The organism is Thalassotalea insulae, from assembly GCF_030161395.1.
Classification (GTDB): domain Bacteria; phylum Pseudomonadota; class Gammaproteobacteria; order Enterobacterales; family Alteromonadaceae; genus Thalassotalea_E; species Thalassotalea_E insulae.
Genome location: NZ_BSST01000001.1, coordinates 3,276,326 through 3,288,280, shown reverse-complemented (window position 1 = coordinate 3,288,280; position 11,955 = coordinate 3,276,326). Strand labels below are relative to the sequence as shown.

Below are 11,955 nucleotides of genomic sequence, written 5' to 3'. Positions count from 1 at the left end.
TTAGTCCTTCTCAACTTGCTCTGGTTTCCATTGGCGAATTGCCCAGATGATCAAACCAATGATGAAGAATGAGCTAAATGGTAAAACCAATAAGCCATTTGCCTGATACCAACCGTCGTTTTGAATCAATGGTAAAATTTCAATACCAAATAAGGTACCAAAACCAAATAATTCGCGGAAGAAAGCAACAGTCATTAAGATAAAACCATAACCTAAGCCGTTACCGATACCATCCATAAAACTTACGCCTGGTTTTTCTTTCATCGCAAACGCTTCTGCACGACCCATAACGATACAGTTAGTAATAATCAAACCAATATATACCGATAACTCTTGTGAGAGCTGATATGAAAAAGCCTTTAATATCTGATCAACCACAATTACCAATGAGGCAATAATTGCCATCTGTACGATAATACGCACACTTGATGGGATCTGATTACGAATCGCCGAAATAAACAAGTTAGAAAACGCTGTAACTAAAGTTACCGCTAACGTCATTACTAAGGCGTTTGCCATTGAACTGGTAACCGCCAGCGCCGAACAAATACCCAGTACTTGCAAGGCAATCGGGTTATTATCAACAATAGGTTTTGTTAATACTTTATTTGCTTCTGAAGACATTAGATTAAGCCTCCTTCACGATACTTAGTAATAAAAGGTAAGTAACCTTCTTTACCAAACCAAAAATGTAAGGTACGGGTTACACCATTACTGGTTAATGTCGCACCCGATAAGGCATCAACACCATGTATATCACCAGCTTTCGCGCCACCTTTAACCAATTTAATTTTTAACGCACCAGATTCATCGTAGATTTTCTTACCCGGCCATAATGCTTTCCACTTAGGGTTAAGTACTTCAGCACCTAAGCCCGGAGTTTCTTTAAAATCTGCGGTATAAATTAAATTTTTAACGGTATTTAAATCAGCTTCCATACCAACAAAGCCATACATTAAGTCCCAAAGACCTGAACCAACAATTGGAAATACAACTGTTTCAACTACGCCAGCACCATTGCGAACAATATAAATAACAGCGTCATGTGAACGACGGTTAATACCAGCAATATCATTTTCCGGTTTTTCTGACTTAGTGGCATCGCGTGAGTTACGACGCTCATCAAATAACAAAGGATCGCCATCGATAAACTCACCTGAGTCAAGATCGATCATTTTCGCTTCAACAAACTTGCCATAAGTTTCTTTAATCGAAAATGAGGTGCCATCCGTCATTCCCAGTAAACCTGATGCTTCTAAAATTTTTGTTTGCTGATCAAGTAACTTATTCTCAACCTGCTTATCTTTTAAACCAGAAGCAGCAATAGACACTAATGCAGCACAAACAATACAGACTGCAAGGACAAAACCAATCGTTCTGCCGAAAGATTCTTTATTACTAGACATTGCGAGCAAGCCTCCGTTTTACGTTTGATTGCACAACAAAGTAATCAAACAATGGCGCAAACAAGTTAGCAAATAAAATTGCTAGCATCATACCTTCAGGGAATGCCGGGTTAACAACACGCACCAACACCACCATGACACCAACTAAGGCACCAAACCAGTATTTACCCGTATTAGTGAATGACGCAGAAACAGGATCTGTTGCCATAAACATCATACCGAAAGCAAAACCACCTACTACTAAGTGCCAATGCCATGGCATCGCAAACATTGCGTTGGTGTCACTACCAATCGTATTGAATAAGAAAGAAGTCACAACCATACCGCCAAACACACCTAATACGATGCGCCAAGAAGCAATACCTTTATATAGAATATAAGCACCACCTAATAGGATAGCCGCCGTTGACACTTCACCAACAGAACCAGGAATAAAGCCCCAGAAAGCATCCCACCAAGCTTGTGTACCGAGCGAATAGTCGATTGCGCCAACTTCAGCAGCCGCCCCCGCTGCTAAGGCAGTAGCACCAGAGAAACCATCAACAGCAACCCAAACCGCGTCACCTGAAATTTCACTTGGATAAGCAAAGAATAAAAATGCACGACCTGCTAACGCTGGGTTTAAGAAGTTCTTACCTGTACCACCAAAGATTTCTTTCGCGATAACCACACCAAAAGTAATACCGATAGCCACTTGCCATAATGGAATGGTTGCCGGCACAATTAAGGCGAATAAAATAGAACTGACGAAGAAACCTTCATTAACTTCATGCTTACGTACTGCAGCAAACATTACTTCCCAAAAACCACCAACAATAAAGGTGACGGCATAGATAGGTAAGAAGAACATCGCGCCATAAAGCATCATGCTAAACCAGCCTGAGTCTGTGGTTAAGCTACCACCGATAAGCTCAAACAAGCCAACTTGCCATGTTTCAGGTAAAGCATAACCAGCCGCTAATGCTTCTGTTGCTTGGTAGCCAATATTGTACATACCAAAAAACATTGCCGGGAATACCGCTAACCAAACTGTGATCATGATACGCTTAAGATCGATACTATCGCGCACATGTGTTTTACCCTTGTTAACATAACCTGGGGTAAATAAACCAGTAGCTATTGCTTCATATAAAGCAAACCACTTTTCATGTTTGCCGCCTTTTTCAAAATGCGGCTCAATATCTTCAATAAACTTTTTCAAGCCCATGACTAACCTTCCTTCTCAATTGTGGTTAGGCATTCACGAAGAAGCACACCGTAATCTGTTTTACCTGGGCAAACAAATGTACACAATGCTAAATCTTCTTCATCCAGCTCTAAGGCACCTAATTGTTGTGCACTGTCAGTATCGCCAGCAGCCAAATCACGTAACAACATAGTAGGCAAAATATCTAATGGCATCACTCGCTCATAGTTACCAATTGGTACCATGGCACGTGCACTACCGTTAGTCGTTGTTGTCATGTTGAACAACTTATTCGGGAAGAAATGCGACATATAAGCACGCGTCACTGAGAACTTATTCGGGCCAGGATACATATAGCCGATAAATTCTTTATCGCGACCTTCTTTTAACGCACATAACTGCACGTGATAACGACCAAGATATGCATGCACACCTTTTGCTTCTGAACCAAGTAAAACTGAGCCAGAAATTACGCGTATTTCATCACCATTGTTAATTTCGCTAGCGACAAGATCTTGTGTGCTAGCACCTAAAGTGGTGCGAATTAAGCGAGGGTTCTTCACTTCAGGACCCGCTAATGAAATGACGCGGCTGTTATTTAACTCACCTGTAGTAAATAACTGTCCAAAAGCAATCACATCTTGATAACCCAGATGCCAAACAAACTTCTCAGAATGAACTGGTGCTAAAAAGTGGATATGGGTACCCACTAAACCTGCAGGATGCTTACCAGCAAATTCATTCACTTCTACAGTCGAAGTAGTTGGAATATCGGCCCCTGGTGCTTTCGATACGAAAACTTTACCTTCGGTTAAGCGTGATAAAATAGTTAAACCATTTTTAAACGCTTGCGCCTGTTCCTTAATCACGACTTCAGGGTTAGCTGCTAACGGATTAGTATCCATAGCGCTAACAAAAATCGCAGCGGGCGTGCTATCAATTGCAGGAATTTTACTATAAGGACGAGTACGTAAAGCCGTCCATAAACCTGAATTGACCAAATTAGCAACTACATCTTCGCGAGCAATATTAGCTAATTCATTTTCAGGATAGCTGGTAAAAGTCTCTTGCTCATCGCCATCGATGTCGATAACAACAGATTGCAAAATACGTTTTTCACCACGGTTAATTTCAGATACAACACCTGCGGCTTGAGCTGTGAATTTAACGCCTGGGTTCTTTTTATCTTCAAAAAGTACCTGGCCTTTTTTAACGCGATCGCCCACTTTAACGTACATGGTCGGTCGCATTCCCACAAACTCTTCACCTAATGTTGCAACGGTTTTGATGGGCGAACCATCATGGATTACTTGCTGGGGAGCACCTGCTACAGGAACATCCAGACCTTTTTTTATTGTAATCATAAACACTTGCACTACTTTGACGGGAGTATAAAAACCATTTATTTCCTCACCTAAATACTTTTAAATCAAATAATTAAAAATACCCAAGTGAAAAAACAGCCGGTTTCAGTGTATTTCAGTAGAACATCATTTTATTAATTCACACTAATAAAATGCATCTACCGGCTCTAAGTTAAAAATATTCTGGGGCGAATTTTAGCACAAAATTTCATAATTGCGCTATTAGCCATTACGACTTTTCTTGACAAATTCTCACTCTTTGATTGTTTTTTAAACTAATATCTTTGTATTAGCATTTTGTCGTGAAAAAAAAGGGCAAAGTTTTAAAAACATTGCCCTTTTATCACAGTAAAATTTAACAAAAACTAGTCAATCATATGATTAATTTCTGCTAATGGACTAACATCAGCATCATAATCGACAGAATCGATACCAAAACCGAATAACCGTAAAAATTCATTGTGATAACTGACATAATCTGTCAACTCATCGATGGTGTCACTATCAACATTATCCCAGATTTCTTGCACTCGCTCTTGTACGCTGTCTTCAAGTTCTTTGTAGTTCTGGCTAATGTGGCCGTCTGCATCAAAACGAGGTGAGCCACTATACAAACTTTCTTTGAATAACCCTTGAATTTGTTCGATACAACCTTCGTAAGTACCATCTGCTTTCATCACTTTAAACATCGACGAAATATACAGTGGCATAATAGGAATTGCCGAACTCGCTTGTGTCACTACCGCATTTAATGACGCGACATAAGCTTTACCATTTAATGCGGCTGATTTGTCATTAATAGCCTGCGCTGCGCGATCAAGATCTTGTTTAGCTCGACCAATAGTGGCATGTCCGTATAATGGCCAGGTTAATTTTTTACCGATATAAGTATAAGTAACCGTGGTAAAGTCATTCGCTAATACATCCGCATCAGATAACGCCTTAATCCACAACTCCCAGTCAGCTCCCCCCATAACATCGATAGTGCCTTGAATTTCTTCTTCTGTCGCTGCTTCAACTGAAGCCTGCTCAATAACACGCTTAGAAGTATTTAAGTTTTTAGTAGTTATGCTCTCACCAATTGGCTTTAACGTTGAGCTGTACACTTCGCCAGTATCAGGATCAGTACGGCGTGGTGATGCCAGGCTATAAATAACTAAATCAATCTTACCTAAGTCTTGCTTAATCACATCAATGGCTTTGGCTTTCAATTCATGAGAAAACGCATCACCATTAATATTTTTCGACCATAAACCTGCTTCATCAGCCGCTTGTTGAAATGCTGCGGTATTATACCAACCCGCTGATGCCGTTTTCTTTTCTGTAGGAGGCTTTTCAAAGAAAATACCTAAGGTTTTAGCACCATTGCCAAATGCTGCTGTAATACGAGACGCCAAGCCATAACCAGTAGATGCGCCGATCACTAAAACATTTTTCGGCTTATTATCCGCCTGAGTTTGACTTTTCACATATTCTATTTGCTCATTTACATGAGCTGCACAACCGACCGGGTGAGCATTCGTACAAATAAAACCACGAATTTTAGGTTTGATGACCATAAGATCGCCTTCTTAACATCATTGTCGTTAATAAATTGCCGCATAGTTTACTCCGCTGAGCGAAATAAGAGGTACGAGCAGTTAAAAAGAGCATACGATATTGCTCTTTTTAGGTGTAAATTACCGTGCAAATGTGTATTAACACATAGCTATCTATTTATTATCTATTTTCAAAATAAGCTTTTAACGTTAAATCATTATACTGGCGCATAGACTGTAAGAATTCACTATAAGATTGCCAGATTTTTGCAAATGTCGGATCAGCAGCTACTTGCTCTGCTATCACTTCTTGAGTATAACCTTTCAACGCGACTAACACGTCCTTTGGAAATTCTCGCACTTGCACTTGGTGTTGATTAATTAGCGTTTGTAAAGCCTGATTATTACGGGCATTGTATTCATCCAGCATATCTTCATTGACCGCTTTTGCCGCTACTTCAACGATTTTTTGCAAATCTTTGGGTAGCTCATTTAGTGCTTTTTCATTAATAATAAATTCTAAATTTGTGCCGGTTTCGTGCCAAACAGAAGAATAATAATAATCTGCCGCCTGATAAAAACCAAATGCTAGATCATTGTATGGACCAACCCATTCAGACGCATCAATAGCCCCACTTTGCAAAGATGAAAAAATTTCCCCTCCCGTTAAGGTCACCGGAATCGCGCCAGCACGTTTTAATACTTCCCCACCTAAACCAGGAATTCGCATTTTTAACCCTTTGAGATCGTCAATGCTGTTAATTTCTTTTTTAAACCAACCAGCAAATTGCGCCCCCGAATTACCGCCAGCCATAGGTACAACACCAAACGGTTTATAGAGCTCCTGCCACAACGCCAGACCTCCACCATAATGCAGCCAGGCATTAAATTCTGTCGCGGTCATACCAAACGGAATAGCACTAAAAATCGGTGCGGCCGGCATTTTTCCTTTCCAGTAATAAGCGCCGCTGTGCCCCATTTGTACTGTGCCTTGCGATATCGCATCAAACACTTCAAAGCCAGGTACCAACTCACCAGCGCCATAAACCTTTATCGTTAACCGCCCGGCACTCATTTCATTAACGTATTGAGCGAATTTTTCCGGCCCTAAACCTAGGCCAGGGAAGTTTTTCGGCCATGAGGTTACGAGTTTCCACTGGAATGTTTTCACTGGTTGCGCACTAATGCTGGCTGTAGCCTGATCTTTACCACAGGCGGTCAACAACAGTGTCAAACAACTGAGTGCTGCCAATAACTGAATCAATGAACGTTTCATATTTTTATCCATTTAAAGTGTTTTATTGTTCTAAATAGCTTGGTATAGCTAACCGTAAATCATTTCAGGCAACCAGGTTACCAGTCTCGGCCATTGTGCTAACGCCAATAATAACAATAATTGAATGATAATAAAGGGCACTACGCCACGATATATCGAAGATGTTTTCACTGACTTATCAGCGACTCCCCGCAAATAAAACAGCGCAAAACCAAATGGTGGTGTTAAAAACGAGGTCTGTAAATTTATCGCGATCATAATACCTAGCCAGATTGGATCTAAGCCCATCGCCAATAAAATAGGCGCAACAATCGGCACAACAACAAAAGTGATCTCAATAAAGTCTAAAATAAAACCCAATAAAAAAATAACTAACATAACAACTAAAGTTGCACCAATTACACCGCCTGGCATTTGATGGAAGAAACCCTGCACTAATTCTTCGCCGCCAAAACCACGAAACACTAAAGAAAATAAGCTGGCACCGATCAAAATTAAAAACACCATGGCAGTAATTTTAACTGTGCTATCCATCACCGCAGTCAGGTTTTCTCTAGATAACGCTCCCTGATACAAAGCCAGTAAGGTAGCTCCCATAGCACCAACCCCAGCGGCTTCCGTCGGCGTAGCAAAGCCTAACAAAATAGCCCCTAACACTACCAATATCAGCAGTAACGGCGGTACTAATGCACTAAACATCAAACTCAGTTTCGAACGGCCTTGCTGAATCTGATTGATATCAGCTTGCGTTAAACTCGGCACCTGCTCAGGTTTGAACATCGCATATAACAAACAATAAGTAGTATATAAGGCGACTAATACTAATCCAGGTATTACCGCGCCAGCAAACAGATCGCCAACGGATACGGTTTCTGGATTAAAAAGCCCCATTTGCAGCTGTGCTTTTTGATAAGCACTCGATAGCACATCACCTAATAATACCAGCGCGATAGAAGGTGGAATTATTTGCCCTAAGGTACCAGTAGCGCAGATAATACCAGTTGAAAATTGCGGGTTATAACCGCGTTTTAACATGGTCGGTAAGGAAAGCAATCCCATAGTGACAACTGTCGCACCAACAATTCCGGTGCTTGCCGCCAGTAGCATCCCCACTAAAGTGACAGAAATACCTAAGCCTCCACGAAAGCGCCCGAGTAAAATTGACATCGCATTAAGCAAATTTTCAGCGATTTTTGAACGTTCCAGCATAGCGCCCATAAAAACAAATAATGGTACCGCTAATAAGGTTTGATTATTGATCACGCCATAGATTCTACTGGGCAAGGCATTTAAAAAGCTCGGCTCAAAAATACCAAAAACGCTACCAACACCAGCAAATAATAATGCCGTGCCAGCTAGCGTTAGCGCTACCGGATACCCCAACAATAACACGCCACAAACAACGACAAACATTAATAACGCAAGATATTCCATTATCTCTGCCCCCCAGCGATGGAATTAGCATCGCCAATATTAAGCCGTAGAATATTACGGCATATTTCAGCGATTCCCTGCAGAGTTAACGTGACAGCTAATAATAAAATAAGTGATTTATTGATATAGACAAATGGCAAGCCACCAGCCTCCGCCGATTGCTCCATAATACGCCAGGAGGTCATAACATAATCAAAACTGATGATAAAAATACTGATACACACAGGTAACAACATAAAGATACCACCAAATATATTCACCAGTGCTTGTTGTTTTAAAGAAAACTTGTGATAAAAAATATCGACCCGAACATGACCATCGGCTTTTAAAGTGTATGCGGCACCAAGCATAAACACCATGCCATGAAAATAAAGCACGGATTCCTGCATCGCGACCCAACCAAGATTAAAACCATAACGTAAAACCACAATAGCAAAGCTAAGCAACACCATAGCCAACGTCAGCCATGCGATTAATTTACCAGTGTGTTCAGTGAATTTATCTATTGCGGAAATGGTCAAAGTTAACCATTGAGTGAACATCTAACATCCCAATTTATTATTTTTGTCGTTAAGAGCTAGATCAATAACAGAATATCTTTGACAAAGAAACGGTTATCGCAAAAAATCTTCTACTATGAGCGCCACAGGCAAGCACCAAACGAATTGGCTTACCCGTGAGCATATTGCGCTAATTAAGCGCTTTTTCTACTGCCACCTAAGCATTTAGGCGATAAAGGAGTGTTGTCTTCATAGTAATCATGCCACTCTTTTTCTGTATAGGTATGTAACGCAAGCGCATGAATTTTTTGAGATAATTCTTCAGAAAGTGTTGCATTGACCGCACGATGACGCTTGATCAAACGTTCACCTTCGAAATCTTTAGAAACTATAATCACTTTAAAGTGTGATTCACTACCAGGTGCTACATTATGTTGATGGCTTTCATTAATCACATCCAAGTGTAATGGCGAAAATGCAGATAATAATTTTTGTTCAATAGCAGCTTCTATACTCATTGGTTATTCCCTAGTAAGTGTTCTTCATGTTCGTGAGAGCGTGTTGAACTTTTAAGTTTATTTTTGCAACAATTTATTTGGTATTTATACAAAGCATCGTTTGTGCCGTGTAGTTATTCTACTCAAATCAAGCGATAATACAGTAGAAATGCCAAACATATGCTACCCAAAGGGTTTAAGCTAAACAGTAAAGTTCAACACGCTCTTATATAAGCTTAGTAATTTTGCTTTAATCTGCCATCTGTCTAGACGTCTATTTTACCTAATTTGGTGCTAAACCTATGGCTGAAATACTAAAATAAATTTCAATAAATTTTACGAAACGTCAGGTTAATACGCATCGCGGTTTGACGTTTAGTTTTCAAAATAGCATGTTGCCATTGGTGTTGGGTTTGACCAGCCATCACTAATAAGCTGCCGGATTGTAAAGGTATTTTACATTTTTCACCAGTAGCTTTGTGCTTTAAATGAAAGACCCGCTCAGCGCCGAACGACAACGAGGCAATCATAGGTTCAGGGCCCAGTTCAGGCTCATCATCGCTATGCCAAGCAACAGAATCATTGTGATCGCGATAACAATTTGCCAATACACTATTAAAACCATGCTGACAAAATGTACGCAACTGATTATTTAACTTTGTTAAACCTGGGGTTAACGGCAAGGCAGCTAACGCTAATTTTGAATAACTATAACTTTGCGCATCTTTAGCATACCAAGCTTGTAAACGAGGCACATTAACATATTTGCCAAACATCAATAACTGATCTTCTCGCCAGCTCAGTTCGGTAAATAACTGCCGTGCCAGCACTAAACTTTCACTGTAAGGAATAAAATTAGGATAATACTGCACATCCGCATCGGCTAACTGAATATTAATAGCAACTCCTTAAATGACTAGTGTCCAGATATTAATTTTGGCACAATAGCGCCCTATCATCTAGCTATCAAATAGACTCAACACACTATGCTCAGCCCTTTTCTGGTTCACGATAAAAATCTCTACCTTGAGCGTTACCCTACTTATCAGGTTAACCGTAGTTTGCAGGCATGGGATGCGGCCGATGAATACCTGGTCAATTATTTATCTGAACAAGCATTACTTAACAGCAAGCTAACGATCTTGGTCTTTAATGATAACTTTGGCGCTCTGAGCCTCAATTTGACCGAGCATAGGGTATTTGCAATTTCCGATTCTTTTATCAGCCACCAAGGGCTTAAGCATAATGCCGAGCAAAATCATTTATCACTCGACGAAGTTAAGCTACTAAGCAGTTTAGATAAACTACCAGCTGAACCCGATTTGGTGCTTTATAAAATACCGAAAAGCAATAGCTTATTAAAAGAACAATTAGCTCAGCTTCGGCAAGTTGTCAGCGCTAACACTATTTTTATTGCCGCAGATAAAGCGAAAAATATTCAAAGCTCAACCCTTAAAGTTTTTGCAAGCTATCTCGGCACAACCACTACCTCGCTAGCAGTGAAAAAAGCGCGACTGGTCTTTTGCCAGCTTGATAATAAAGTTCAAGCCGCTAACGAGCAGCAATTTAGTCAAACCAAACACTGGTTACTCGAGCAAAACTCACTCGATATTACTAACTATGCCAATGTCTTTGCCAGGGATAAACTCGACATTGGTGCCCGAGTATTTATTGATCACCTGCCAACACTCAGCGCGGACTCATCAAAAAAGATCATCGATCTGGGTTGTGGCAACGGTGTTATCGGTTTATCTGTGCTTAACACTGCGCCACAATGCCAGATACATTTTGTTGATGAATCCTATATGGCAGTGCAATCAGCCAAAGAAAACGTAGAACACAATTTCCCAGACAGTTTTAAACATTGTCAGTTTAGCGTTGATGATTGCCTTACCAATATCGAAGAAAATAACGTCGATATAGTGTTATGCAACCCGCCGTTTCATCAGCAAAACGCAACGACCGACCATATTGCCTGGCAAATGTTTAACGATAGCTTTAAGGTGTTAAAAAAAGGCGGTGAATTACGTATTGTTGGCAACCGCCAACTTGGCTACCATATCAAACTTAAACGTATCTTTGGCAATTGCAAACTCATTGCCAGTAACAAAAAATTTGTCATACTTTCGGCGATAAAACGATGAAATTAAATGTTAAATATTTACTACCCGCTAATTCACTGGTCTTTAGCCTGTTATTAACCACTAGTTTAATCACTGGTTGCGCCAGTGCTCCGAAACAAATGGTACTTGCCCCTCAGTTAATGCTCAATAAAAGTAACTTACTTGCTAACAAATTAGCGCAAGTTAGCGTTAACGATCTGCGTAATAAAATTCATATCATTGAAATCCTGCAACCGGACGCTGCTGCCCAACTAATTAATAGTGCCAGTAATATCAGCCAAGTTGTTAACCAGCATTTTAGTGAGGCGTTAACTCAGCACGGCCTCACTATCAGCCCAGCAACCGATAATCACATCACCCTGATTATTAACAATGCAGAAATTACCGTACAACAAGCTCTACTCAAATACACTACCAAGGGACAAATTACGCTAACGGCAAAGGTCCAGTCTGGCGATCAAGTGTTAACAAAAACTTATAATAGTAAGATGAATAGTGAAGGTCCATTAAAAGCCGATCTCGCAGTATTAGAGCGCGATTTTAATCAACAACTAGCCAAGTTATTGGTACAAATTGCCAGCGATTCACAAATCAAACAGTTTTTACGATAACTAGAGACTTTAAGGAGCAA

General features: G+C 40.3%; 12 protein-coding genes. 2 read left to right on the top strand and 10 right to left on the bottom strand.

Annotation, left to right across the window (positions count from 1 at the left end):
- The 10 genes from QQK06_RS14860 to QQK06_RS14815 form a co-directional block, all read right to left on the bottom strand.
- Positions 1–624: an NADH:ubiquinone reductase (Na(+)-transporting) subunit D gene (locus QQK06_RS14860; protein WP_284245540.1), complete on the bottom strand. Its 624-nt coding sequence runs from the start codon at positions 622–624 to the stop codon at positions 1–3.
- Positions 624–1,406 (bottom strand): Na(+)-translocating NADH-quinone reductase subunit C, encoded by a 783-nt coding sequence (locus QQK06_RS14855; RefSeq protein ID WP_284245539.1) that lies wholly within the window; start codon positions 1,404–1,406, stop codon positions 624–626. Before QQK06_RS14855 ends, QQK06_RS14860 begins: the two co-directional genes overlap by 1 nt.
- Entirely contained in the window at positions 1,399–2,613 is a 1,215-nt protein-coding gene (locus QQK06_RS14850; RefSeq protein WP_284245538.1) for an NADH:ubiquinone reductase (Na(+)-transporting) subunit B, read from the bottom strand. Before QQK06_RS14850 ends, QQK06_RS14855 begins: the two co-directional genes overlap by 8 nt.
- Positions 2,614–2,615: 2 nt before the next feature.
- Positions 2,616–3,956 (bottom strand): Na(+)-translocating NADH-quinone reductase subunit A, encoded by a 1,341-nt coding sequence (locus QQK06_RS14845; protein WP_284245537.1) that lies wholly within the window; start codon positions 3,954–3,956, stop codon positions 2,616–2,618.
- A gap of 365 nt (positions 3,957–4,321) precedes the next feature.
- Entirely contained in the window at positions 4,322–5,515 is a 1,194-nt protein-coding gene (fabV, locus tag QQK06_RS14840; RefSeq protein WP_284245536.1) for an enoyl-ACP reductase FabV, read from the bottom strand.
- 160 nt (positions 5,516–5,675) lie between these two features.
- Positions 5,676–6,770, bottom strand: coding sequence for a TRAP transporter substrate-binding protein (locus QQK06_RS14835; RefSeq protein ID WP_284245535.1), 1,095 nt, complete (start codon positions 6,768–6,770; stop codon positions 5,676–5,678).
- Positions 6,771–6,818: 48 nt separating this feature from the next.
- Positions 6,819–8,204 carry a TRAP transporter large permease gene (locus tag QQK06_RS14830; RefSeq protein ID WP_284245533.1) on the bottom strand — a complete coding sequence of 462 codons (1,386 nt, stop codon included), beginning with the start codon at positions 8,202–8,204 and terminating at the stop codon, positions 6,819–6,821.
- Positions 8,204–8,746 carry a TRAP transporter small permease subunit gene (locus tag QQK06_RS14825; RefSeq protein WP_284245531.1) on the bottom strand — a complete coding sequence of 181 codons (543 nt, stop codon included), beginning with the start codon at positions 8,744–8,746 and terminating at the stop codon, positions 8,204–8,206. The genes QQK06_RS14830 and QQK06_RS14825 overlap by 1 nt, the downstream gene beginning before the upstream one ends.
- A gap of 152 nt (positions 8,747–8,898) precedes the next feature.
- Entirely contained in the window at positions 8,899–9,222 is a 324-nt protein-coding gene (locus QQK06_RS14820) for a BolA family protein (protein ID WP_284245530.1), read from the bottom strand.
- A 305-nt stretch (positions 9,223–9,527) separates the two neighbouring features.
- Positions 9,528–10,073, bottom strand: coding sequence for an alpha-ketoglutarate-dependent dioxygenase AlkB family protein (locus QQK06_RS14815; protein ID WP_284245529.1), 546 nt, complete (start codon positions 10,071–10,073; stop codon positions 9,528–9,530).
- 114 nt (positions 10,074–10,187) lie between these two features.
- Here QQK06_RS14815 and QQK06_RS14810 point away from each other — a divergent pair, with 114 nt between their 5' ends.
- The gene (locus QQK06_RS14810; RefSeq protein ID WP_284245527.1) at positions 10,188–11,345 is read left to right on the top strand and encodes a methyltransferase; all 1,158 of its coding nucleotides are present in this window, start codon (positions 10,188–10,190) and stop codon (positions 11,343–11,345) included.
- A complete protein-coding gene (locus tag QQK06_RS14805) occupies positions 11,342–11,935 on the top strand; it encodes a YajG family lipoprotein (protein WP_284245526.1) in 594 nt (197 codons plus the stop codon). Before QQK06_RS14810 ends, QQK06_RS14805 begins: the two co-directional genes overlap by 4 nt.
- The last annotated feature ends 20 nt before the right edge of the window (positions 11,936–11,955 follow it).

Coding starts and splice junctions, on each gene's coding strand:
- QQK06_RS14830 (WP_284245533.1), bottom strand. CDS start 8,204: ATGGAATATCTTGCGTTATTAATGTTTGTCGTTGTTTGTGGCGTGTTA.
- fabV (WP_284245536.1), bottom strand. CDS start 5,515: ATGGTCATCAAACCTAAAATTCGTGGTTTTATTTGTACGAATGCTCAC.
- QQK06_RS14850 (WP_284245538.1), bottom strand. CDS start 2,613: ATGGGCTTGAAAAAGTTTATTGAAGATATTGAGCCGCATTTTGAAAAA.
- QQK06_RS14820 (WP_284245530.1), bottom strand. CDS start 9,222: ATGAGTATAGAAGCTGCTATTGAACAAAAATTATTATCTGCATTTTCG.
- QQK06_RS14835 (WP_284245535.1), bottom strand. CDS start 6,770: ATGAAACGTTCATTGATTCAGTTATTGGCAGCACTCAGTTGTTTGACA.
- QQK06_RS14860 (WP_284245540.1), bottom strand. CDS start 624: ATGTCTTCAGAAGCAAATAAAGTATTAACAAAACCTATTGTTGATAAT.
- QQK06_RS14805 (WP_284245526.1), top strand. CDS start 11,342: ATGAAATTAAATGTTAAATATTTACTACCCGCTAATTCACTGGTCTTT.
- QQK06_RS14845 (WP_284245537.1), bottom strand. CDS start 3,956: ATGATTACAATAAAAAAAGGTCTGGATGTTCCTGTAGCAGGTGCTCCC.
- QQK06_RS14855 (WP_284245539.1), bottom strand. CDS start 1,406: ATGTCTAGTAATAAAGAATCTTTCGGCAGAACGATTGGTTTTGTCCTT.
- QQK06_RS14825 (WP_284245531.1), bottom strand. CDS start 8,746: ATGTTCACTCAATGGTTAACTTTGACCATTTCCGCAATAGATAAATTC.
- QQK06_RS14810 (WP_284245527.1), top strand. CDS start 10,188: ATGCTCAGCCCTTTTCTGGTTCACGATAAAAATCTCTACCTTGAGCGT.